Origin of the sequence: uncultured Marinobacter sp., assembly GCF_947488835.1 — a bacterium.
GTDB lineage: Bacteria > Pseudomonadota > Gammaproteobacteria > Pseudomonadales > Oleiphilaceae > Marinobacter.
On record NZ_CANLBK010000001.1, the window covers coordinates 547,622 to 571,177 of the forward strand.

The window sequence follows — 23,556 nt, forward strand, 5'->3', positions numbered from 1 at the left end:
ATACTCAAACGTTAAGTGTTGCTTGCGTTCTGAAGTTCCTGAAAGCCTCTGTACAAGTCTGTTTTCAGATCTTCGACTGCTTCTATACCCACCGAGACACGCAAAAGATTCTCGGTGATGCCGGCCCTGGACTTGTCTTCCGGCGATAAGCGCCCGTGAGTCGTTGTGGCCGGATGGGTAATCGTGGTTTTAACATCGCCCAGATTAGCGGTAATGGAAATCATCCGGGTGGCATCGATAAACTTCCAGGCCTCTTCCCGACCGCCCTTCAGACAAAATGACAGCACCCCACCAAATCCTTTCTGCTGCTTTTTTGCAAGCTCATGCTGTGGATGGCTCTGAAGCCCGGCGTAGTATACCCGTTCCACGGCTGGCTGCTGTTCCAGCCACACCGCCAACTCTAGCGCATTGTCGCAATGGGCTCGCATACGGATTGGTAAGGTTTCCAGCCCTTTGTGAAAGACCCAAGCATTGAATGGGCTCATTGTCGGGCCTGCGGATCTCAGGAAGCCATAGACTTCATCCATGAGCTTTGTTGGACCAACCACAACACCACCTACACAGCGGCCCTGGCCATCGAGATACTTGGTCGCGGAGTGGATGACGATATCTGCTCCGTGTTCCAGAGGCCGCTGCAGTACCGGAGTGCAGAAGCAGTTGTCCACCACGAACAGCGCGCTATTTTCATGGGCAAGCTTTGCCAATGCCGCCATATCCGCCACTTCGCAAAGGGGGTTGGACGGGGTTTCAACAAACAGCATGCGTGTGTTCGGGCGCATTGCTCCGGCCCATTCCTGAGCATCTGTAAGGCTCACAAACGACGTTTCAACACCAAATTTCGCCATGTATTTCTGGAACAGCACATTGGTGGTTCCGAACACACCTCGGGAGCAAATGACGTGATCGCCCGCCTTCAACAGCGCCATGCAAGTGCTGAGAATGGCAGCCATGCCAGATGAGGTTGCGACCGCCCGCTCTCCGCCCTCCATCGCAGCGATGCGTCCCTCAAAGGCCTGAACCGTCGGGTTCGTAAAGCGGGAGTAGATATTACCCGGCTCTTCACCACCAAAACGTGCCGCAGCCTGAGCGGCACTGGCGTAGACGAAACTCGACGTAGGGAAAATGGCGTCGCTGTGCTCAAGCTGAGCCGTGCGCAACTGCCCTGCCCTCACCGCCAGAGTATCGAGAGACATACCCTCAAGATCCGATTCGGGAATCTGGGCAGTTTCTTCGCGGTGAAAAGTCATGAGCGTCTCCTGGTCAGGCTCGGTAATCAGTCTTCGTCGTTGTGAAGGTCAATAACGCCATTGTCACCAGACATAGCATCTCCGCCACCTGAACGCTGGATGTCATTACGCGCTTCATCAAGGCGATTGAGATAAGCCGTGTCTATATCTCCGGTTACATAATCTCCGGTAAACACGGAACACTCCCAGCCATCAATGTTGTCATTTACATCACTGACGCAGGTCACAAGGTCTTCCAGGTCTTGATACAGCAGCCAGTCGGCACCAATCTGGTCGCGAATTTCGTCCACTGTTCGATCATGAGCAATCAGTTCGCTGGCTGACGGCATGTCGATACCGTACACGTTAGGATAGCGAACCGGGGGCGCGGCAGAGGCAAAGTACACCTTTCTGGCACCGGCATCCCTGGCCATCTGAACAATTTCCTCACACGTGGTACCCCGAACAATGGAGTCATCCACCAACATCACGTTTTTACCCTTGAACTCAAGCTCAATGGGGTTCAGTTTCTGGCGCACAGACTTCTTGCGCATGGTCTGGCCAGGCATGATGAATGTGCGACCGATATAGCGATTTTTTATGAAGCCTTCACGAAACTTCAACCCCAACCTGTGGGCCATTTGCATCGCAGATGTGCGGCTGGTATCAGGAATTGGCATAACCACATCGATATCGTGGTCCGGGCGCTCACGCTGCACTTTGTCTGCGAGGGTTTCACCCATACGCAGTCGCGCTTTATAGACCGATACACCATCCATAATGGAGTCCGGGCGCGCAAAATAAACGTGCTCGAAAATGCAGGGGAACAACTTGGGTGCGGCGGCGCATTGCTGCGTATAAAGTGTGCCATCAGTTTCGATGTAAACCGCTTCGCCAGGAGCGATGTCTCTCACAAGGGTGTAACCCGCAGCACTGAGAGCAACACTCTCGGACGCAATCATATATTCCTTACGGCCGTTTTCATCTGTGCGCTCACCATAACACACCGGGCGTATGCCATTCGGGTCGCGAAATCCAACAATGCCGTAGCCGGTGATCATGGCAATAACGGCATAGGCTCCGCGGCAACGTTCGTGTACCGCCCGAACCGCCGAGAAGATTTCATCTTTGGTCGGATCAAACTTGCCCAGCTTTTGCAGTTCATGTGCAAAAACGTTTAGCAGCACTTCTGAATCCGAGTTGGTGTTGATATGACGCAGGTCTGTGCGGAACAGGTCCTGGCTCAGTTCGTCGGCATTCGTCAGATTGCCGTTATGAGCCAGAGTAATGCCGTAAGGGCTGTTTACATAGAAAGGCTGGGATTCAGCCGAACTGGAGCTGCCTGCTGTGGGGTACCGTACGTGGCCTATGCCAACGTTGCCCACAAGACGGTGCATATGACGGGTATGGAACACGTCCCGCACCAAACCATTGTCTTTACGCAGAAAAAAGCGATCATCCTGGAACGTTACAATACCCGCCGCATCCTGGCCTCGGTGCTGAAGTACAGTCAGCGCATCATAAAGCGACTGATTGACATGGGAACTACTGACAATGCCGACAATGCCACACATGGATAAGATGATCTCCGGGTGTTAATTCTGAATGTTATCGGGATGCGGACGTGGGTTCCACGGCCTTTTGAGATTCTGGTGCCAGAAAACGCGCAAACTCGTCACCGAATGTTCGCCGGGACCAGTCTTCAACCACCCCCAATCGATCAATCATGACGGATGTCCTCCACCAGGTATCCTGAGCCAGAGGGGTGTAACGAATGAATGCTATCGCAACAATCACAACAACAATGCCGCGCAGCAGTCCAAACCCCATACCAAGAACACGATCAGTTGCTGATAGCCCCGTAGCACGGACCAGATGACCGATCATGTTATTGATAATAGCGCCAACAATTAGAGTGCCAAAAAAGAGAATGGCAAACGCGGCAATCAGGCGTACCAGCGGCGTTTCTACCGTGTTCTCGAGCAACGCCTGCATTTGGGGATGGAAGGTTCGGGCAAGTATGAACGCACCGACCCACGTCACGAGCGACAAAGCTTCTTTGACGAAGCCCCGCTTCAGACTGATGAGAGTGGAAACTGTAATGAGGGCAATGATGACCCAGTCGATCCAGATCAGCGCTTCCATGGAAGTCCCGGTGGAGAAAAGGAAGCGCGAATTCTATCAGGAAACGGCTGTGTGCCAAAACGCCTGATTGACATAAAGCAGACCAAAAGCGTTATTTGTTGCCCGAAGTGACCAGACTGTTCAACTTGAAGGCTTCATCAAGGGCGCGCTTGGCAGCTTCTGCTTTGGATTTTTCAGCGAAAGGACCGCTAAAAACCCGTGTGAGCGTGCTATCACCACGAACGACTTCCTGAAGATGGGAACTGTATCCCGCCTTGCGAACGTTATCACGGAGACGGCGAGCATTGTCACCATCACCAAAGCTGCCTAACTGAACAACCCAGGCACCTTCTAACGAGCGAGTGAACTCTGCATTTGTCTGGCCAGTATCAGCCTCTGGAGTCTTTGGCTCTGATGCGGCAGGTTGAGAAGAAGACGCGACCGGCTTCGGCTCTGAAGGTTCAGCCTGTACAGGCTTTGCCACATCGGCGGCGGGGTTTGCAGGAGCATCTGGTACAGGCTGGGCTGCAGATCCATCATCTTCAAGGATTCGGAAGCCTTTATTGCCGGAGTCTGGACTACCCGCAGAATCTTGCTGGTACGCAGGTGGCGCTGCCAAATCTGACACCGGCGTTTCAACTTCCGGGAAAGGCGGTTCCTCAGGGATATTAATTGAGGTGGAGGTGCGTTCCGAGTGAGGCTCATCGAAAACCATAGGGACAAAAATAACAGCCAGCGAAATAAGAACCAGCGCCCCAATGATTCTTTGCTTCAGTCCATCCACGTTTCTTGGCTCCTCGCTCATTTTTCCCACAGTCATACTAACTGCCCTCCATCCATAACTCCAAGCCCTGCGGCAAGCTATGGACAAAGTTTAAGGCTCACCGCCTACTGCTCACAAAAGCATCAACCGCGCCTCTGCGACCGTAAAAAACGAACCAAAAACAATAATAATGTCATTCGGGCCAGCATCGCCCCGGGCTTTTTCAATGGCTCTGGCTACGGAATCCTGTGCACACACAGTGGGTAATTCGCAGGGGCCAAGCTTGGTTTGAAGGTCTTCAGAACTCAGGCCTCTGGGCACGTTCAGCCCGGCAAGGTACCAGTGATCAACAGCCGGGGCCATGGCATGCGCGACGCCCTCGACATCTTTGTCGGCGAGTGCCGCATACACCGCGTGCACCTTGCGGCTTACACCTTTCAGAGCCTTTAGCCTTGCGGAAAGCCAACGGGCGGCGTGGGGATTGTGGCCCACATCAACGTATATATCAGGCTTGCGCCCAAGGCACTCGAACCGTCCTGGCACAGACACCTTAGCCAAGGCAGCCTCGATTGAGACTATCGGCATATCCGGCTCAAGCGTCAGCATTGCCACCGCAGCAGCAGCCACACTCGGAACAGGCAAAGGTCCGGCCGGCAATCTTATGGCTTGATTCTGAACATGCAAAGTGAAACCAAGCTCACCTGTACTGCCGGCAAACTCCTCAATTGTGTACGTCTTTCCTACTCTTGCCAGCATGACCTTCTGCGCAACTGCCTGCTGAATTACTGAGCGCGGCGGATCCATATCGGCAAGCACCACGGGTATGCCGGGCCGCAGAACACCGGCCTTCTCGAACCCGATAACCTCACGGTTGTCCCCGAGAAATGCCACGTGGTCAATATCCACTGAGGTAATAATCGCCAGATCCGGGTCGATCACATTGACGGCATCAAGACGACCACCAAGGCCTACCTCAAGAATCCAGTCCTCGACACCCGCATCATTCAGAACGACAAATGCGGCCAGGGTACCAAACTCAAAATACGTCAGAGTTACAGAACCGCGAGCTGCTTCCACCTTTTCGAACGCAGATATCAGAGTCGCATCATCAACATCCTGACCATCAACGCGAATACGCTCGTTGTAATTTTGTAGATGCGGTGATGTATAGGCACCGGTGCGACGGCCCCGGGCCCTCAACAGCGCCTCAAGGGTTGCCACTGTGCTGCCCTTGCCGTTGGTCCCGGCAACAGTAATCACCCGCGCCTTGGGCTTGTTACGGAAAATCCGCCGCAGAACCACAAGTACCCGGTCGAGCCCAAGATCAATTTCGGTGGGGTGGATCGATTCCAGCCAGAACAGCCAGTCATTAAGGGAAGCACCAGCCCCCGGTGCTTTCGGGGGCTGGGATTGCGATTTACTCGGCTGGAACATCAGCGTCTGGCTTTTCCGTTATCTCAAATTCAATGGGCTCGTCGGTTCCCGGGCGTTCCTGGCCGGTGAACTTCGCCAACACGTGGGCAATGCGCTCACGCATCTGGTGACGGTGCAGAATCATGTCTATGGCTCCGTGTTCAAGCAAGAACTCGCTGCGCTGGAAGCCTTCAGGAAGCTTTTCACGAACCGTCTGCTCAATAACCCGCGGCCCTGCAAAACCAATCAACGCGTTGGGTTCCGCGATATTGAGATCGCCCAGCATTGCCAAGCTCGCAGACACACCACCGAAAACCGGGTCGGTCATCACGGAGATATACGGAATGCCTTCCTGCTTCATGCGCTCCAGCACGGCTGCTGTTTTGGACATCTGCATCAGCGAAAGAATGGCCTCTTGCATCCGTGCGCCACCGCTGGCAGAAAAACAGACCAGTGGAATACGCTCGGCAAGCGCTATATTGGCAGCCTGAACGAACTTCTCGCCAACCACCTGCCCCATGGAACCGCCCATGAAGCCAAATTCAAAGGAGCAGGCCACCAGTGGAACGCCCAGTGTTCTGCCTTTCATGGCAACAAGAGCGTCCTTCTCACCTGTGGCCTTTTGAGCCTGCACGAGGCGATCTTTGTAGCGCTTGGTGTCCTTGAACTTCAAACGATCCCACGGCTCAAGGTTTGCTCCGATTTCTTCGCGGTCTTCCGGGTCCAGAAAAATATCAAGACGGCGACGGGCAGCAACCCTCAGGTGATGATTGCACTTAGGGCAAACATCCAGATTCTTCTCCAGCTCCGGCTTGTAGAGAAAGGCTCCACATTTGGGACATTTTTTCCAAAGCCCTTCAGGAACACCCGTTCTGCGATTGGATTCCGAGCGAATCTTGCCCGGCATTATCTTGTCCAGCCAGTTACTCATGGTTTCATCCTGTCCTTTGATTCCTGTCTGCCGTCACCTTCCAACTTTCAGGTCAGGAGGCCAGGCTGTCCAGTGCTTCACGCATAGGGTTGAGCAGATCTGTCAGTGCTCGTTTAAGCGCGTCGATATCTGTTTGATTTCTGGCTATTGTATCCACCAATACACTGCCAACAATTACACCATCGGATACCCTTCCCACGGCGGCAGCTGTCTCTGCGTCACGAATACCAAAGCCAACACCAACCGGTAGCGCAGTCAGTTCATGGATATGGGCCACTTTAGCGGCAACTTCATCCACGTTTATTTTGGCAGCTCCGGTCACACCATTAAATGAAACATAGTACACATAGCCCGAAGAGTGGTCGGCAATTGCACGAATTCTTTCATCGGTCGTTGTCGGCGCCAGCAGGAAAATCGGGTCCAACCCGCGTTTTGCAAACATAGGTGCAACGTCATCCGCTTCTTCCGGGGGCAAGTCCACGGTCAGAACGCCGTCTACGCCTGCCTTTACCGCCGCATCAGCGAAAGCTTCATAGCCCATGGCTTCGACGGGGTTGAGGTAGCCCATCAACACCACCGGAGTGGTGTCATTGGTTTTTCTGAACTCACTCACCATCGCCAACACACGACGCAATGATGTGCCGTATTTGAGTGCGCGCTCGCAGGCCAGCTGAATCACCGGCCCATCGGCCATCGGGTCTGAAAACGGCACACCCAGCTCGATGATATCGACACCGGCGTCCACCATAGTGTGCATCAGCCCCACCGTTTCGTCGGGGTGCGGATCACCGGCGGTAATAAAGGGAATCAGTGCCTTACGGCCTTGTCCTTTGAGGGTTTGGAGAACCCCTTCAATTCGGCTCATGCCTGCTCCTGTCGATTAATCAGACCAATATTTACAGTTCAATACCATCTAGCTGTGCAACGGTATGGATGTCTTTGTCGCCGCGGCCGGAGATGTTAATTACCACCATCTGGTCTTTGTCCATTGTGGCTGCAAGCTTGACTGCATAAGCCACGGCGTGAGCTGATTCCAGTGCCGGCATAATACCTTCAACGAGAGTCAACATGCGAAACGCTTCGAGCGCCTCTTCATCGGTTACCGACACATAATTGGCCCGCCCGATATCCTTCAACCAGCTGTGCTCTGGCCCTACTCCGGGGTAATCCAGCCCGGCACTGACGGAATGGGTGCTGGCTATTTGCCCGTCATCATCTTCCATCAAGTAGGTGCGGTTGCCGTGGAGTACTCCAGGACGACCAGCACACAAGGGAGCCGCGTGCTCACCGGTTTCAATGCCATGGCCGCCGGCTTCAACGCCATAAAGCTGTACAGATTCATCGGTCAGGAACGGGTAGAACATACCAATCGCATTGGAACCCCCACCCACACAGGCCACCAGCGCATCCGGCAACTTGCCTGTTTTTTCAAGAGATTGGCGGCGGGTTTCGCGCCCGATGACCGACTGGAAATCACGCACCAACAAAGGGTAAGGATGAGGCCCGGCTACGGTACCGATAATGTAGAAGGTATCTTCAACATTGGTAACCCAGTCACGCATGGCGTCGTTCATGGCGTCTTTAAGTGTACGACTACCGCTCTGAACCGCGTGGACCTGTGCACCAAGAAGTTTCATGCGGTACACGTTAAGTGACTGACGCTGAACGTCGTCAGCACCCATAAAAACATGACACTCCAGCCCCAAACGTGCGCAAACAGTAGCTGTAGCAACCCCGTGTTGCCCTGCTCCGGTTTCTGCGATGATCCGCTTTTTACCGAGGAAACTGGCGAGCAAGGCCTGACCAATCGTATTATTTACCTTGTGGGCGCCGGTGTGATTCAGGTCTTCCCGCTTTAGCCAGATTTGCGCACCACCGGTTTCCCGGGTCAGTCGCTCAGCAAAGTATAAAGGGCTGGGACGACCAACATAGTCTGCGAGATCTTTATCAAACGTGGCCTGGAACTCAGGATCATTCTTGAGCCGCAAGTATTCCCGCTCAAGCGTCATCAAAGAATCCATCAGCGTCTCGGAAACAAATCGTCCGCCAAAGGCGCCGAAGTGTCCTCGCGCATCCGGTAGTGCCGTCAGCATTTCTTCAGTCAGTTTTACAGACACGGTGAACCTCTCTAATAAACTCAGTGATTTTTTCGATGTCCTTGATGCCTTTGCTCTTTTCAACACCACCGCTGACATCAACAGCCCAAGGCCTCACCTTCTCTACAGCGCCAGACACGTTATCAGATGACAAGCCACCGGCCAATATGAGAGGTAAAGCACGCTCGGGCGGAATCAGATCCCAATTAAATGAGTGGCCGGTGCCGCCATAGCGATCAGGGTCCCAGGCGTCGACCAGAAGCCCGGAGGCACGCTTGTAATCGTTAAAAGCTTGCTCGATTTGCCCGGCCCGCTGAACCCTAATTGCCTTGACCCAGCGTCGATCAAACTGCTCGCAAAACTCCGAGGTTTCATCCCCATGAAATTGCAACAAATCCAAAGGTACACGGCTCAGTACCTCTCTGACCTGCTCTTTTTGTGGGTTCACGAACAGCCCAACGACGGACACAAAGGCGGGAACATAACGGGCAAGCACCTCAGCCTGCTCAATCGTAACAGCACGAGGGCTCGGCTCGTAAAACACGAAGCCAATGGCGTCCGCACCTTCGGAGACCGCTGCCAAAACATCCTCAGCACGGGTCAGGCCGCAAATTTTTACTCGGGTATTCATGGTGATTGCACCGGCTTCTGCTTTGGGTGAATGTGCGTTGGTTGCACCGGATAGTTATCCGCTTTGCTAAACCAAGGCCGGACAAACCCCGGGCCGCATTCCGCCTGTGGTATCTCAAAACTGTCAGGGTAGCCAACATCAACCAGATACAAGCCGTGAGGCGGTGCGGTTACTCCGGCCAAGGTGCGATCCTTCGCAAGCAGTATGTCATGAATCCAGGACAACGACTGCTTTCCGGTACCTACCGCCATAAGTGCCCCGGCGATATTCCGAACCATGTGGTGAAGAAACGCATTAGCCTGCACATCTATTACGACGAAGTTTGCTTTGCGGGTTACTTTTATCTGTTCAAGAAAGCGAATGGGGGTTCGTGATTGGCAACCTGCAGCACGAAATGAGGAGAAATCATGTTCCCCCACCAGCGCCTGAGCCGCTTCGTGCATTCGCTCCGCGTCCAGCTCCCGAAAGGTCCAGCTCACCTGCCCACGCTGAATACCGGGGCGTACCGGGCTGTTATATATAACGTAGCGATAACGCCTGTACACGGCGGAAAAGCGCGCATGAAAGTCCTCGCAGGCGTTTCCAGCCCAGTGCACAGCAATATCAAACGGTAGTGCAGTATTAATGCCCATAACCCAGGAACGGAGGTTACGAACAGAAGGCGTCTCAAAATGCGCGATCTGATAGCTTGCGTGCACCCCGGTATCAGTACGGCCAGCACAGACAAGGTTTACGGGGTGGTTGGCCACCTTGGCCACGGCTTTGGTAAGTTCGGCTTCAACCGAGCGCACTCCGGATTTTTGCAACTGCCAGCCATGAAAACTTCGGCCATCGTACTCGAAAGCCAAGGCCACACGCCCGCCTCCAATCGCATTGTCCGCTGTGAGTTCCTGAGGGTAGAGAAACAAGTGTGAATCCGGAAAGTATGTTGCTGTAAAAACAAAGCGCCGGCTGAGTGCCGGGTAAATCCCCGGCGGCCGGCGCTTGCTGCCTCAATAATCCGATTATAACGGATCAGGACAGATTTTTAAGCAAGTCCTGGGCTTCAGCTTTCTGCTCGCCATTCCCTTCAAGAGCAACCTCTTCGAGAATATCACGGGCTCCATCATTGTCGCCCATCTCGATGTAAGCTCTTGCCAAGTCAAGCTTGGTGGCGGCTTCATCCGTTCCAGCGAGGAAGTCGAAGTCATCATCGTCGCCAAGATCGTCTTCGTGAATCTCGGAAAGCGGTGGTTTTACGACGGTATCCCGAACTTCTTCGGAAGCGATAGGCAGATCCTCATCGAGAAGGCTTTCGTCAGCTTCTGACTCCAGCGCGTCCTCAAGCCCGAGTTCATCTTCCAGAGACAACTCATCATCCAGAGAGAGTTCATCCCCTTCCAGACTATCGCTGTCGCTCTCAGCCGCATCGGAGAACTCTTCCATCAAGGCAAGGTCTTCATCCGATACATCCAGCTCAAGATCATCAAGCGTCGATTCTTCCATCTCTTCGCCAGCCAGCTCGTCGTCTTCACCGGCGACTTTGTCCAGCTCGGCATCCAGTTCGTCCAGGAAGCTTTCATCGAGGGAATCAAGATCCAGGCTTTCGACATCCGCTTCCACTTCCGACTCGTCTGCAGTCTCAGGCTCTATCTTGAAATCGGAATCGAGAGCATCATCAAGCTCCAGAGCACTCTCTGGAGATTCATCGGAATCGTCCAGATCTATCTCAAGAGATGAAAAGTCACTCTCCTCCGCAACGCCTGACTCTTCGTCATCGGCTTTGGGTAACTCAAGGCCTGACAAATCGTATTCGATCGGGTCGTCGGATTTATTCTTTTCTTCGGTGTCCAGCGCATCGAGATCGAAGTCAGCAAGATCGGCGTCGAAATCACCGAATTCGTTTTCAACCTGTTCCTCGCGGGCTGACTCAGCCTGATCGGACAAAAGCTCATCGGAAAGAGGTGCTGGCGTCTCAAGTTCTTCGCCGAAGGAGTCGGAACGAAGCTGGGATTCAAGATCATCAATGCTAGGCATTGACTCAGCCTCTTCAAGGCGAGCGCTAAGCTCGTTCGCCTGGGCCAAAGCCTCGTCATCGTTCAGCGTTTGAATTTCACCAAACTGCTTTTCGAAGGATTCGCGATCCCGGTTGTCGGCATACACTCCAAGAAGCTTCAAACGCAGATCTGTGCGGCTTGGCTCTTTGGAAATCGCAGCTTCCAGAACCTGTGCTGCCTGATCGTAGCGACCGTAAGCTACGTAGGTGTCAGCCTCTTCTAGAGCATCGCTGGCAACTTCGCTCTGAACAGGCTCTTCGTCGTCCAGGGTCAGATCAAAGGTATCTTCGGGCCCCTCAGGGTCATTGTTCAGCTGCTCGTAAAATGCCTTCTCTCTGTTCGCACTGCGTCGCGCAAGAAGCAGAAGAAGCAGGAGCAAAAGAATCAGGCCGCCACCAAGGGCAATCTGATACACCGTATTGCCAGTGATGGCATCGATGATATTTCCGGGAAAGCCCTTTTCAACAACGGGTGCAGGTTTTGGCTGGGGCTTGGCTTCAGCAGCGTCTGTCTCTGCAGGCTGAGCTGGCTGCTCTGACGGCTCGCCAGTGACAGGCATTGCCTCACCGCCGGCGACATCTGTTTCCTGGCCAACCTCGGTCACATCCCCAGTCGGCTCGGAATCAGAAGTGATATCCGTCGCTTCTGTCTCACTTGTGGCCTCACCTGAGGTCTCAGCCTGGTCAGCCGCCCCTTCCATGCCGGCAGGGTCAGTTTCAGCTGCTGATTGTTCTTGTCCAGCTTCACCAGCCAGCTCAGTTTCAGCGGCGTCTTCTGCAGTTTCACCTTGCTCAGGTTCTGCTGCCGTTTCACCTTGCTCGGGTGCGGTGTCACTCTCAACAGCGGTCGAATCAACTCCAGCTGTGTCTGCCACTGGTGCTGTTTCAGCTTCAACCATGGCGTCGCCAGCAGCTGCACCTTGCTGCATTTCTGCTAGCTGAGTATTTTTTAGTTCAAGCAGACGCTGAAGGGTTTGTACCTGGTCTTGAAGGTCGTCAACACGGGTATTAAGCTCGTCGTTCTCACGGCGCGTGCTTTCGAGCTGCTCCATGACTACGGCAGAACCTGCATCGACACCTCCGGCAAGTTGGCCATCACCACCAGCAGAACCGCCATCAACCTGGCTGCGGTTACCTTCATCGTCGGCAACCAGCAGTTTGAGCTCGTCTCCACCAGCCTGACTTGCACCAGCAACGCCCGCAGCAGACTGCTGGGCGACTGTTGCGTCAACGGTGCGCTTAGGCTGCTGGAACTCCTGATTCTGCTGAGCCACCGCACGGGTTGCCTCAGCACGACTGCGATTGCGGATTTGATCCGCTGTTGGAACACGAAGAACCTGGCCCCGCTTCAGCCGGTTGATATTGTTACCAATAAACGCGTCGGGGTTCAGATCCTGTAACGCCAACATTACCTGCTGCATGGACAGGCTATTATCAGGGCGAACGGTAGCTGCGATCGTCCAGAGCGTATCGGCAGGGCCTGTGGGCCCAAAGGTGCCTGAGCCATACCCACTGCTTCGGGGCTGCTCTACCCTGGCTTGACGCCGAACTGACTCAGCACTGCGCCCCGCAGTAGCGGGACGAGATTGTGCAGAAGGTGTTCGTACTTGTTCTGCAACGCCAGAATCTTCAGCAAAAACTGGGGGATCCACAAGAACTGCGTACTCACGCATGATCCGACCGTTAGGCCAGGTCAGTTCCAACAGAAAATTGAGGTACGGCTCTCTCAACGGCTCCCGGGAGGATACATTCACAACCAGGCTGCCATCAGGGCTCGTAGCTACATTAAAACGGAGCTTGCCAACAAATTGGCCCCGTTGCAGACCCAGTCTCTGATATGCCCTTTCTGGAGCGATGTTCACAAACACATCTCCGGGATCAACACCCCGGCTTTGTGGCAGAACAATTTCCGCATCCATTGGCTCATTCAGATAGGACTGAAGTTCAATCTCACCCAGTCCCAGGGCTTGAGCGACGCCAGATCCGAGTCCTCCGGCCAACGCCAATGCAACCGCAAGCTTGCGTACCTTCATGCTTTTTCCTTTCAAGTCTCCGTTATCCGCGACTGTTTTTTAAACAGAACCGGACGAGGTAGGGTGACTTCCGTCTGGATAATTCCCGATTAATATGTCGCGTTTTCAGTTCTTAGCCCGGCAAGTATTGTTGATAAAGCCTCTTTTATCAATCAATCAGCCGCAATCCTTGCACCAAATATTTATCAGTTGCACGGAACTCTCTATTAGCCCTGAAAATAACAGGGGCGGAGCCTGAAATCAGCCTCCGCCCCCTAACCGGCTTCCTGAAACCGGACACAGTTGGCATTTATTGCCTCTGTGTAACAATTCTTAACGTTCCTGAAGGATTCGCAACATGCGGCGCAAGGGCTCAGCAGCACCCCACAACAGTTGATCGCCTACTGTAAACGCAGAAATATACTCCGGTCCCATGGCCAATTTACGGATTCGACCAATGGGGATGCTCAGAGTACCGGTCACCTTTGCAGGCGTCAGTTCCGTAACGCTTGCATCACGCTCGTTGGGAATTACTTTAACCCAGTCGTTAGCCTTCGCCAGAATTGATTCAATTTGCGAAACCGACAGATCTTTCTTGAGCTTGATGGTTAGCGCCTGGCTGTGAGAGCGCATGGCTCCAATCCGCACGCAAATGCCATCAATAGGAATCGGGTTATCTGTCCGACCAAGAATTTTATTGGTCTCCACCCCTGCTTTCCACTCTTCCTTGCTCATGCCGTTATCAAGCTGCTTATCGATAAACGGTATCAAGCTGCCCGCCAAGGGCACCTGAAAATGCTCAGTAGGAAACGTATCTGAGCGCATGGCATCAGTGATCTTGCGGTCAATATCCAGAATCGCGGAAGACGGGCTTGCAAGCTCATCACCCACACTGCGGTTGAGCTCACCCATCTGGTTAAGCAATTCACGCATATTCTGAGCACCGGAGCCAGAAGCAGCCTGATAGGTCATGGGGGAAACCCATTCAATCAGATCCTGTTCGAGCAGACCGCCAAGCGCAAGCATCATCAGGCTCACTGTGCAGTTGCCCCCGATATAATCCTTAACACCGAGCTTTAACGCATCGTCAATAACGTTGCGGTTTACCGGATCCAACACAATGACAGAATGATCTGCCATACGCAGCGTGGAAGCAGCATCGATCCAGTAGCCTTCCCAGCCTGCATCACGCAGCTTCTGATAGACCGCACCGGTGTAGTCGCCACCCTGACAAGTGAGGATCACATCCAGAGTTTTGAGGGTTTCGATATCAAACGCATCCTGCAAGGGAGGCACACCCTCCTTGCCCACATCCGGCGCTGGCTGACCAGCTTGAGAGGTGGTGAAAAATACCGGATCGATATCAGCAAAATCATTTTCTTCGCGCATGCGCTGCATGAGGACAGAGCCCACCATACCGCGCCAACCTACAAGTCCAACTCGCTTCATGTGCGACCTTTGAACCTCGCTTTATGCCCGCCCTCAGCCTATATCGCTGGCGGGGACAGGATGAATGTTCCCGCAGCAACCGCATCGTGTTGCTGTCGGGGATGATCGAAATTTACAGGGCAGCCAGTACCGCATCACCCATTTCACGGGTTGAAACCCGGGTTCCGCCTTCCGACATAATATCGGCTGTACGCAGCCCCTGGTCCAACACCTTATGTACAGCCGCTTCAATTGCCGCTCCTGCCGGTTCTTCATCCAGACTGTACCGCAACATCATTGCGGCACTGATAATCGTTGCCAACGGATTGGCAATGCCTTTACCGGCTATGTCCGGCGCAGAACCATGGCAAGGCTCATACATACCTTGCTTTTCGGAGTTCAGCGATGCCGATGGCAACATACCAATGGAGCCTGTCAGCATGGCCGCTTCATCTGAAAGAATATCACCAAACATGTTACCAGTCACAATCACGTCGAACTGTTTGGGTGCACGAACCAACTGCATGGCTGCGTTATCCACGTACATATGGGACAGCTCGACATCCGGATACTCGCTCTTCAGCTCGTTCATAATCTCGCGCCACAGCACGGTCACTTCAAGCACATTAGCTTTGTCTACGGAGCATAGCTTTTTGCCCCGTTGCTGGGCTGCTTCAAACGCAACCCGGCCAATACGACGGATCTCGGTCTCGGTATAGGCGTAGGTGTTGTAGCCCTGGCGCTCGCCACTCTCTAGCTGGCGCACACCCCGTGGCTGGCCGAAGTAAATACCACCGGTAAGCTCACGCACAATCATGATATCCAGACCCGAAACCACCTCAGGCTTGAGAGAGGATGCGGACGCCAGCTGTGGGTAAAGAATAGCTGGCCGCAGATTGGCAAACAGCTTCAAGTTGGAACGCAAACCCAGCAATCCTTTCTCGGGCCGCTTGGCCATTGGAAGCGCATCCCACTTGGGGCCGCCAACTGCGCCCAACAAGATGGCATCAGCCCTACGCGCCTTCTCAAGAGTCTCATCCGGTAACGGATTATCTTCTTCGTCCAGAGCTGCCCCTCCAACGAGGCCTGTCTCAAACGTTAGCTTAAGGTCAAACTTTTCATTGATAGCACGCAGGATCTTTTCTGCCTCTGTAACAATTTCCGGGCCTATGCCGTCACCCGGCAAAAGAAGTACTGTTCTGGACATGATGCGCTTCCAAATCTTGATAAGCCGTCCCTGACCAGGTCGGCGAATTAAAAATTGCCGGGTGTGGTACTACGCACCCGGACTGTTACGAGCTTCAGCTTTTACGCAGTAAACCTGAAAGCCTTTACTGGCCAGCACCGAACAACCAAGGTGCCGTTTTGCGGCGCTGATTTTCATATGACTTGATCAGTTCTGCATCTTCCAGCGTCACCCCAATATCATCCAACCCATTCAACAAACAATGACGACGGAAATCATCCACATCAAAGCCGAAGGATTCGCCAGATGGCGTGATCACTGTTTTTGCCTCCAGATCCACAGTCAATTGATAGCCTTCCGAAACCTCAGCCTCTTCAAACAACTGGTCTACAGCTTTCTCTTCAAGAACAATTGGTAACAAGCCATTCTTAAAGCAGTTATTGTAGAAAATATCTGCAAAGCTTGGAGCGATAATAACTCGAAACCCATAGTCATCAAGTGCCCAGGGAGCGTGCTCACGACTCGACCCGCAACCGAAATTGCTGCGAGCCAACAAAACACTTGCACCCTTGTAACGGGACTGATTAAGCACAAAATCCGGATTCAGCGGGCGTTGGGAGCTGTCTTGATCCGGCTTGCCTTCGTCAAGATAGCGCAGCTCATCAAACAGATTCGGGCCAAAGCCCGTGCGCTTGATGGATTTCAAAAACTGCTTGGGAATAATCATGTCCGTATCCACGTTGGAACGGTCCATGGGGGCCACAAGGCCCTGGTGTTGCGTAAATGCGCGCATGGTTCAGTTCTCTCCTGTGGCTCAGTTCAGCAATTCGCGAACATCAACAAAATGACCAGCGATTGCGGCAGCGGCTGCCATCGCGGGGCTCACCAAATGGGTACGCCCGCCAAAGCCTTGCCGGCCCTCAAAGTTACGGTTGGAAGTGGATGCACAGTGCTCACCCTGCCCAAGTTTGTCGGCGTTCATCGCCAGACACATGGAACAGCCCGGGTCGCGCCACTCAAGGCCAGCATCCAGGAAGATACGATCCAGCCCTTCCTCTTCCGCCTGGGCTTTTACCAAACCGGAGCCCGGCACAACCATCGCCTGCATGAGGCTATCCGCTACTTTGCGGCCTTTTACCACCGCAGCCGCTTCGCGCAAGTCTTCAATACGGCTGTTGGTGCAAGAGCCAATAAATACCCTGTCGAGCTTTATGTCGGTAATTGCCTGATTTGCCTCCAGGCCCATATATTTCAGTGCCCGCTCAATGCCCTCGCGCTTGATAGGATCTTCTTCTTTGGCTGGGTCTGGCACATTACCCGTAACATCAGCCACCATTTCCGGAGACGTACCCCAGCTTACCTGCGGCATGATCGCCGAGCCGTCCAGCTCAACCACCTTGTCGAATTCGGCATTCAAATCGCTGTGCAGCGTGCGCCAGTGTTTAACGGCGGCGTCCCAGTTTTCACCGGTCGGTGAAAAAGGGCGACCTTTCACATAGTCGATCGTGGTGCCGTCTACGGCAACCATGCCAACTCTTGCGCCGGCTTCAATCGCCATGTTGCACACGGTCATCCGACCTTCCATGCTCATGTTCTGAAGTACCTCACCACCAAACTCGATGGCGTGGCCAGTGCCGCCGGCGGTGCCAATTTTACCAATAATCGCCAGCACCACATCTTTGGCGGTAACGCCTATCCCTAACTTGCCGTCTACCTTCACCAGCATATTCTTCATCTTCTGCTGAACCAGGCACTGGGTAGCCAGCACGTGCTCAACTTCGGATGTCCCTATACCGTGGGCAAGACAACCAAACGCGCCGTGAGTAGAAGTATGGGAGTCCCCGCACACAATGGTCATGCCGGGCAAAGTGGCGCCTTGTTCGGGCCCAATCACATGAACGATACCCTGGCGTTTATCCATGATCTTGAATTCAAGAATGCCGAACTCATCACAGTTCTTGCCCAGGGTTTCCACCTGAATGCGCGAAACCGGATCGACAATACCCTCAATACCCTTTGCACGGTCCGTGGTCGGAACGTTGTGGTCGGGTGTTGCCAGGTTCGCATCGATACGCCAAGGCGCACGATTGGCCAAACGCAGCCCCTCGAATGCCTGAGGTGAAGTCACCTCGTGCAACAACTGACGATCAATGTAAATCAATGCGGAGCCGTCGTCCCGCTGCTTCACCAGATGGTCGTCCCACAATTTATCGTATAACGTCTTGCCCGCCATGATTCTCTCTCACTCTCTGGAGGTACAGTTTCTAAAGCTATCGCTGGGTATTCGTATCCAATACTTAAGCCATCATACCGCCTGGGTTAGAATAACCGCAATTCATGTTTGTCATTCATCGCATTCCATTTGGTTATGCTGTAGCCTTTTCTTAAAAAGCTACGCCGGAGCATAAATCGTGGATTCAAACGCACTCAAAGCATTCCTGACCATCGTCGATCAAGGCTCATTTTCAGAAGCGGCTGAACAGCTCCATATCACCCAGCCAGCCATCAGCAAACGCCTGGCTGCCTTGGAGAACCAACTCGATACAACATTGATCGACCGCAGCCACCGGCTAATTCGCCTTACCGACACCGGAAACAGACTCCTGCCCCACGCGCGAAAAATCCTCGACGAAATTCACAATGCGCGCGTTGCCTTATCGCCTGATTCAGAGTTGCTCGAGGGCGAACTACAGATTATTGCCAGCCACCATATAGGCCTTCACCATCTGCCTAAATGGTTACGCCGCTTCAAACGTGAATACCCGCAGATAACCATAAACCTGCAGTTTATGGAATCCGATGCGGCCTACGAGCAAATGCGCAAGCGTAATGCCGAACTGGCATTTGTTACCCTGAGCGACAGCATGCTGCCAAGCTTTCATGTATTCGCCCAGTGGCCCGACCCCATGGCCTTTGTAGTAGGCACCGACCACCCTTTGGCGGAACTGGAAGCCCCCAAGCTTGCCGACCTGGCACAACACCCGGCCTTGCTGCCAGACACCTCTACCTCAACGTATCGCGTTGTGAGCCGGTTATTCCTTGAAGCAAATCTGCCCCTGAACCCACAAATGCCCACCAACTACCTGGAAACCCTGAAAATGATGACCAGCGTTGGCCTCGGGTGGAGCGTATTACCACTGCGCATGGCAGATGAAAGCCTGAAAGTGCTTGGAGGAGTTTTGGAAAAAGGAAAGGACACAGGCAATTCGGTTACCCGAGTTCTCGGCGGTATCGGCCTGACTGACCGGCAGCCCGGGAACGCCGCGAAGGCGCTGTTGAAGATTGTTCAAGAAGAAGAGGTAGCGGGAAAGCACCAAGTGGATTCGCTGAAGCTTTGAATAACTGCAGCCTTGGTAGGATAAACCACAAGCTATGGTGATCCAGTCAGGTGAAGCTGTTCAAAAATCTGGAGCGCCAAGGACGGCGCGACGAAGCCCTACACGGACGTATTCACGGGCGTTTTTTGAACAGCTTCACCTGACCGGATCGCTTCGCCAAAATTACCAAGCCTAAAGCTGCCCAATAACCGGCGTAGCAACAGAAACATCCCCATTCTGACCACGATGACGCAAATAATGATCCATCAACACAATGGCCATCATCGCCTCCGCAATCGGCGTCGCACGAATACCCACACAAGGATCGTGCCGCCCAGTGGTAATAACCTCCACCGGATTGCCATGCACATCAATACTGCGGCCCGGCAAACGCAAACTCGACGTCGGCTTGAGCGCAATACTGGCAAGAATCGGCTGCCCGGAAGAAATGCCACCCAGTACACCGCCAGCATGGTTCGACAAAAAGCCTTCAGGCGTCATTTCATCACGGTGCTCAGTACCCTTTTGAGCGATACACCCAAAGCCCGCACCTATCTCAACTCCCTTCACCGCATTAATGCTCATCAGCGCGTGGGCCAAATCCGCATCCAAACGATCAAAAACCGGCTCGCCCAACCCGGGAGGCACACCCTCGGCTACAACATTAATACGCGCGCCAATAGAATCCCCTTCCTTACGAAGCGCATCCATATAGGCCTCCATCTCCGGAACCTTATCGACATCAGGACAGAAAAACGGGTTTAGATGCACCTGATCCCAATCAAGCTTCTCCGCACGCACTGGCCCAAGCTCTGACAAGTATCCGCGAATACGGATACCCAGGCGCTCCTGCAAAAACTTCCGGGCCACAGCACCCGCGGCAACACGCATCGCCGTTTCGCGGGCTGAAGATCGGCCACCACCACGATAGTCCCGAATGCCGTATTTATGGGCATAGGTGTAATCAGCGTGTGCCGGGCGGAACTGTTCAGAAATTTTTGAATAGTCCTTGGAGCGCTGATCTGTGTTCTCAATAATCAGACCAATGGGCGTACCCGTGGTTTTACCCTCAAACACTCCAGACAGAATACGAACCTCATCTGCCTCACGGCGCTGGGTTGTATGTCGGGACGTGCCCGGCTTGCGCCGATCCAGATCCGCCTGCATATCCGCTTCCGACAGCGCCAGCCCGGGAGGGCAGCCATCAATAATGCAGCCCAATGCAGCCCCGTGGCTTTCACCGAAGGTGGTCACGGTAAAGAGTTTTCCGAAAGAGTTTCCTGACATAATTCAATATCTTGTTAGGGCATTTGAATAATTTGGTTTAACGCTTGTTTTGCCATTGGCGGAGATCCTGCTCTGTAATGGCAAACACGCCATCGCCGCCATTACTGAATTCCAGCCAAGTGAACGGGAGCTCGGGGTAGGCCTCATCCAGCGCCACCCAGCTATTCCCTACCTCGACGATCAGCAATCCGCCGGGCGTAAGATGCTCTGCTGCTCCGGCAATAATCCGGTGCGCAATATCCAGCCCATCATCACCGGCTGCCAGCCCCAGTACGGGCTCATGGTGAAACTCGTCTGGCATGTCGCCCATATCTTCCGCATCAACGTAGGGCGGATTGCTCACAATAATATCGTACTGCCCGCTGATATTTGCGAATACATCCGACTGCACAGTGCGAACCCGGCCCTGCAGTTCATGAAACTCTATATTGGATTCGGCAACTGCTAAAGCGTCTGACGATATATCAGACAAATCTACAGCAGCGTCTTCGAATACCATTGCCGCACCAATACCAATGCAACCGCTGCCAGTACAAAGATCAAGAATACGCTCAACAGGTTTGTCTCCCAGCCATGGCTGAAACCCATTCTCGATCAACTCCCCTATGGGGGAACGCGGCACCAACACACGTTCATCCACATGAAATGGCATCCCCATAAACCAGGCTTCGCCCAAAAGGTAAGCAAGGGGAACCCGCTCATCAATGCGGCGCCGAATACGTTCAAGCACGAGCTGCCGCTCATCTCGGGTTAACCGCGCATCCATAAACAGGGTATTGTTTTCCAGCGGCAAGTAAAGGCTGCGCATTACCAGATGCACGGCCTCATCCCATACGTTGTCTGTGCCATGGCCGAAAAAAACCGGCGCAGCTGCAAACTGCGAAGAGGCGTAGCGAAGGTAATCGCGAACGGTGTGAAGGTCTTCAATCGGGCTGGTCACAAACACTGTTTCCTGTCAGGTCGGATTCAGCGCGGATTATACGCTGTTTCAATGCTCTACTGCAGCCATGGTATTGCCACCATGCCATTGGCTCAAACTGACAATGGCCCAGAGCTGCTCCGGTTCTCCTCAAAACGATCCAAAGCTGCAGCCATGCACTCACGCCCTAACTGAATCAGCTCAGGGGCTTTATGGAAGTCGTAGGTCCGGCAGGCATTTTTGGGAACATTCACCAACAAATCAGGCGGATAACCCGCAAGCTTGTACTGTACCAACGCGCTTTGCATGGTTTCGATAGTCAGGTTCATTACATCAAACTTGCCGATACCCAACTTGTCCCAGTTGATCGTTTCGTGCTCTTCCTGCTGCTTCCTCTCGTTCTTCTTGCTACGCTCTTTTTCCACTTGTTTGTGGATTTTTTCTTCCGGGCTCTCATGCTCGTTCGCACTGGCTTTCCCACCACCTAGGGATCTTAGGGAGTCCCAGTCAAGCCAACGGGAGGCTTTGTCGCGGAATGTATCCACCATTGCATCCGGACCATCACCTCCAATGCCACCCTGATATCCGCTAAAGGCAGCGTCGGGAATACGGTGGTGGCGGTCATTTTCACCACTGAGATTCACTGCCACAACCAGATCCGCGTGAGCGGAAATAGTCGGCATAATGGGTAGTGGGTTCAGCAAAGCGCCATCGACCAGCACACGGCCGTCAAGAACAAGGGGCGTGACAACGCTTGGAATAGCAACGGAAGCCCGGATTGCCCTATCCAGCGGGCCCTCCTGAAACCAGATTTCCTTGTGTGCCAGCAAGTCAGTGGCGACAGCGGTGTAGTGCAGCGGCAGGTTTTCGATACGGGTATCGCCCAGCATTTCCCGAACGATTGAAAAAATCTTTTCACCCCGAATCGCGCCAACGGCATTGAAGGTCAAGTCGAGCAACTTGAGCACATCAAACTGGCCCAGCCCGGTTACCCAGTCTTTATAGTCCTGCATCTTGCCGGCAGCGTACATTCCGCCAACCAGGGCACCCATGGAACAACCAGAAATAGCCACAATGTTGTAGCCGCGCTCCGCCAGAATTTCGATGGCACCAATATGGGCATAACCACGGGCGCCACCACTGCCCAGCGTTAGGGCAACCGTTTGGCGTTTACGCTCCGGAGCTTTGTTTTCGTCACTCGCGTTTGAGTCAGTGGTCGATATGTCTGAGCTATCGGGAACCTTGGTTACAGGGTTATCCGGCACGTTACTACCTCATTCCAATTAGCGAGCTATAACCATTACTTCAACCCGATCACCCTGGCGAGCCGGATCAGTTACCACTACAGATGGCCCAACAATAACCAACTCCTGCTGTTGCCTCGAAACGCCTGTTTTAGCGAGCACTTCAGAAAGCGATTCGACAGCCCTGCGGGCACGCTCCATGGAAGCACTGAACGATTCACTCTCACCAAGCTCGGAGTATCCCACGAGTACCACTTTTGCACCTTCAGTTCGGGCAAGCTCACTGACCTTACGACGATCCGTAGCCTGCCAGTTAAAGCGATATGTAACACCACCCTGCCAAGGCACAATCACAGGCCCCTCAACCCGGCTTGTAACCGAACCAAGGCCAGGAACAACGGCGCCAGCGGCAACCTTCAGGTGTTCCACCCAAACGTACTCCCTGAGGTTGCCCCGGGTAACAGCGTAAACAGCGGTCAGCCACCGGGAGCCATCCTCGGCGACCACCCCTGCAACCAGGTAGTCCTGGGTGCCGTCACGGCCATAAAGTACAGACTGATTGAATATCTGGTTTGCCCACACATTACTTCGGCCGCAGCGAATGCCGGAACACTCGAATAAAATTTGCGCACCACGCTCGTTAAGCTGCCCAAGATAATGTTCCAGAGCCTCTCGACGATTGGCATCCCGGGAAATCTGATAAAGACGTCCCTCCCCGGAAACTGGCAACCGGGCCATGGTTTCAGAGCGAATCTCGTTGTTAACCTCGCGCACAGGACTAAACAACACAAGGTGGCCAGTTGAGTCGATCCGGGTGGTCACCTCCAGCACTGATTGGGTAAATGGCTGCGGTGCTTCGCCAGGCAAGGCCGCAGCGGTAAAACCGGAACCTGCTGATAGCACCGCTGAAACCAAAAAGCTAAGTACAAGATTCTTTGACAAGG

The 23,556-nt window shown here is 53.6% G+C and carries 20 protein-coding genes; 1 reads left to right on the plus strand and 19 read right to left on the minus strand.

The window, feature by feature from the left end; translation table 11 throughout:
* Positions 1-11 precede the first annotated feature (11 nt).
* From Q0824_RS02580 to leuC, 15 genes are all read right to left on the minus strand, one after another.
* On the minus strand, positions 12-1,247 hold the full coding sequence (locus Q0824_RS02580) for an O-succinylhomoserine sulfhydrylase (protein WP_298447260.1): 1,236 nt from the start codon (positions 1,245-1,247) through the stop codon (positions 12-14).
* Positions 1,248-1,273: 26 nt separating this feature from the next.
* The gene (purF, locus tag Q0824_RS02585) at positions 1,274-2,800 is read right to left on the minus strand and encodes an amidophosphoribosyltransferase (protein ID WP_298447261.1); all 1,527 of its coding nucleotides are present in this window, start codon (positions 2,798-2,800) and stop codon (positions 1,274-1,276) included.
* 34 nt (positions 2,801-2,834) lie between these two features.
* Positions 2,835-3,371, minus strand: a complete 537-nt coding sequence (locus Q0824_RS02590; RefSeq protein WP_200200770.1) for a CvpA family protein — start codon at positions 3,369-3,371, stop codon at positions 2,835-2,837.
* Positions 3,372-3,462: 91 nt separating this feature from the next.
* Positions 3,463-4,134 carry an SPOR domain-containing protein gene (locus Q0824_RS02595; RefSeq protein WP_298449489.1) on the minus strand — a complete coding sequence of 224 codons (672 nt, stop codon included), beginning with the start codon at positions 4,132-4,134 and terminating at the stop codon, positions 3,463-3,465.
* Positions 4,135-4,245: 111 nt separating this feature from the next.
* Entirely contained in the window at positions 4,246-5,547 is a 1,302-nt protein-coding gene (gene folC, locus Q0824_RS02600) for a bifunctional tetrahydrofolate synthase/dihydrofolate synthase (RefSeq protein ID WP_298447264.1), read from the minus strand.
* Positions 5,531-6,457 carry an acetyl-CoA carboxylase, carboxyltransferase subunit beta gene (gene accD, locus Q0824_RS02605; RefSeq protein ID WP_298447266.1) on the minus strand — a complete coding sequence of 309 codons (927 nt, stop codon included), beginning with the start codon at positions 6,455-6,457 and terminating at the stop codon, positions 5,531-5,533. Before accD ends, folC begins: the two co-directional genes overlap by 17 nt.
* Positions 6,458-6,509: 52 nt before the next feature.
* Positions 6,510-7,322 carry a tryptophan synthase subunit alpha gene (trpA, locus tag Q0824_RS02610; RefSeq protein WP_298447268.1) on the minus strand — a complete coding sequence of 271 codons (813 nt, stop codon included), beginning with the start codon at positions 7,320-7,322 and terminating at the stop codon, positions 6,510-6,512.
* A gap of 31 nt (positions 7,323-7,353) precedes the next feature.
* Positions 7,354-8,550 carry a tryptophan synthase subunit beta gene (gene trpB, locus Q0824_RS02615; RefSeq protein WP_298449491.1) on the minus strand — a complete coding sequence of 399 codons (1,197 nt, stop codon included), beginning with the start codon at positions 8,548-8,550 and terminating at the stop codon, positions 7,354-7,356.
* A 4-nt stretch (positions 8,551-8,554) separates the two neighbouring features.
* Entirely contained in the window at positions 8,555-9,184 is a 630-nt protein-coding gene (locus tag Q0824_RS02620) for a phosphoribosylanthranilate isomerase (RefSeq protein WP_298447270.1), read from the minus strand.
* Positions 9,181-10,092, minus strand: coding sequence for a tRNA pseudouridine(38-40) synthase TruA (gene truA / locus Q0824_RS02625; protein ID WP_298447272.1), 912 nt, complete (start codon positions 10,090-10,092; stop codon positions 9,181-9,183). Before truA ends, Q0824_RS02620 begins: the two co-directional genes overlap by 4 nt.
* A 106-nt stretch (positions 10,093-10,198) precedes the next feature.
* Positions 10,199-13,252, minus strand: a complete 3,054-nt coding sequence (locus Q0824_RS02630) for a FimV/HubP family polar landmark protein (RefSeq protein ID WP_298447274.1) — start codon at positions 13,250-13,252, stop codon at positions 10,199-10,201.
* 312 nt (positions 13,253-13,564) lie between these two features.
* Positions 13,565-14,680: an aspartate-semialdehyde dehydrogenase gene (asd, locus tag Q0824_RS02635; protein WP_298447276.1), complete on the minus strand. Its 1,116-nt coding sequence runs from the start codon at positions 14,678-14,680 to the stop codon at positions 13,565-13,567.
* Positions 14,681-14,792: 112 nt separating this feature from the next.
* Positions 14,793-15,866, minus strand: coding sequence for a 3-isopropylmalate dehydrogenase (gene leuB, locus Q0824_RS02640; RefSeq protein ID WP_298447279.1), 1,074 nt, complete (start codon positions 15,864-15,866; stop codon positions 14,793-14,795).
* 124 nt (positions 15,867-15,990) lie between these two features.
* Positions 15,991-16,638, minus strand: coding sequence for a 3-isopropylmalate dehydratase small subunit (gene leuD / locus Q0824_RS02645; protein ID WP_298447280.1), 648 nt, complete (start codon positions 16,636-16,638; stop codon positions 15,991-15,993).
* A gap of 21 nt (positions 16,639-16,659) precedes the next feature.
* The gene (leuC, locus tag Q0824_RS02650) at positions 16,660-18,078 is read right to left on the minus strand and encodes a 3-isopropylmalate dehydratase large subunit (protein WP_298447282.1); all 1,419 of its coding nucleotides are present in this window, start codon (positions 18,076-18,078) and stop codon (positions 16,660-16,662) included.
* 178 nt (positions 18,079-18,256) lie between these two features.
* Here leuC and Q0824_RS02655 point away from each other — a divergent pair, with 178 nt between their 5' ends.
* A complete protein-coding gene (locus Q0824_RS02655) occupies positions 18,257-19,183 on the plus strand; it encodes a LysR family transcriptional regulator (RefSeq protein ID WP_298447284.1) in 927 nt (308 codons plus the stop codon).
* A 171-nt stretch (positions 19,184-19,354) separates the two neighbouring features.
* Here the strand turns inward: Q0824_RS02655 and aroC are convergent, their stop codons facing one another.
* The 4 genes from aroC to Q0824_RS02675 all read right to left on the minus strand — a co-directional run bounded on the left by aroC (position 19,355) and on the right by Q0824_RS02675 (position 23,515).
* Positions 19,355-20,449, minus strand: a complete 1,095-nt coding sequence (gene aroC, locus Q0824_RS02660) for a chorismate synthase (RefSeq protein ID WP_298447286.1) — start codon at positions 20,447-20,449, stop codon at positions 19,355-19,357.
* A gap of 37 nt (positions 20,450-20,486) precedes the next feature.
* Positions 20,487-21,389: a 50S ribosomal protein L3 N(5)-glutamine methyltransferase gene (gene prmB, locus Q0824_RS02665; RefSeq protein ID WP_298447288.1), complete on the minus strand. Its 903-nt coding sequence runs from the start codon at positions 21,387-21,389 to the stop codon at positions 20,487-20,489.
* Positions 21,390-21,481: 92 nt separating this feature from the next.
* The gene (locus Q0824_RS02670) at positions 21,482-22,591 is read right to left on the minus strand and encodes a patatin-like phospholipase family protein (RefSeq protein ID WP_298449493.1); all 1,110 of its coding nucleotides are present in this window, start codon (positions 22,589-22,591) and stop codon (positions 21,482-21,484) included.
* Positions 22,592-22,651: 60 nt separating this feature from the next.
* Positions 22,652-23,515, minus strand: a complete 864-nt coding sequence (locus Q0824_RS02675; RefSeq protein WP_298449495.1) for a DUF4892 domain-containing protein — start codon at positions 23,513-23,515, stop codon at positions 22,652-22,654.
* Between the last annotated feature and the right edge of the window lie 41 nt (positions 23,516-23,556).

Bases quoted from the DNA above. Each gene is read 5' to 3' on its own strand.
- Q0824_RS02580 (WP_298447260.1), bottom strand. From the start codon at position 1,247: ATGACTTTTCACCGCGAAGAAACTGCCCAGATTCCCGAATCGGATCTT.
- purF (WP_298447261.1), bottom strand. From the start codon at position 2,800: ATGTGTGGCATTGTCGGCATTGTCAGTAGTTCCCATGTCAATCAGTCG.
- Q0824_RS02590 (WP_200200770.1), bottom strand. From the start codon at position 3,371: ATGGAAGCGCTGATCTGGATCGACTGGGTCATCATTGCCCTCATTACA.
- folC (WP_298447264.1), bottom strand. From the start codon at position 5,547: ATGTTCCAGCCGAGTAAATCGCAATCCCAGCCCCCGAAAGCACCGGGG.
- accD (WP_298447266.1), bottom strand. From the start codon at position 6,457: ATGAGTAACTGGCTGGACAAGATAATGCCGGGCAAGATTCGCTCGGAA.
- trpA (WP_298447268.1), bottom strand. From the start codon at position 7,322: ATGAGCCGAATTGAAGGGGTTCTCCAAACCCTCAAAGGACAAGGCCGT.
- trpB (WP_298449491.1), bottom strand. From the start codon at position 8,550: ATGCTGACGGCACTACCGGATGCGCGAGGACACTTCGGCGCCTTTGGC.
- Q0824_RS02620 (WP_298447270.1), bottom strand. From the start codon at position 9,184: ATGAATACCCGAGTAAAAATTTGCGGCCTGACCCGTGCTGAGGATGTT.
- Q0824_RS02630 (WP_298447274.1), bottom strand. From the start codon at position 13,252: ATGAAGGTACGCAAGCTTGCGGTTGCATTGGCGTTGGCCGGAGGACTC.
- asd (WP_298447276.1), bottom strand. From the start codon at position 14,680: ATGAAGCGAGTTGGACTTGTAGGTTGGCGCGGTATGGTGGGCTCTGTC.
- leuB (WP_298447279.1), bottom strand. From the start codon at position 15,866: ATGTCCAGAACAGTACTTCTTTTGCCGGGTGACGGCATAGGCCCGGAA.
- leuD (WP_298447280.1), bottom strand. From the start codon at position 16,638: ATGCGCGCATTTACGCAACACCAGGGCCTTGTGGCCCCCATGGACCGT.
- leuC (WP_298447282.1), bottom strand. From the start codon at position 18,078: ATGGCGGGCAAGACGTTATACGATAAATTGTGGGACGACCATCTGGTG.
- aroC (WP_298447286.1), bottom strand. From the start codon at position 20,449: ATGTCAGGAAACTCTTTCGGAAAACTCTTTACCGTGACCACCTTCGGT.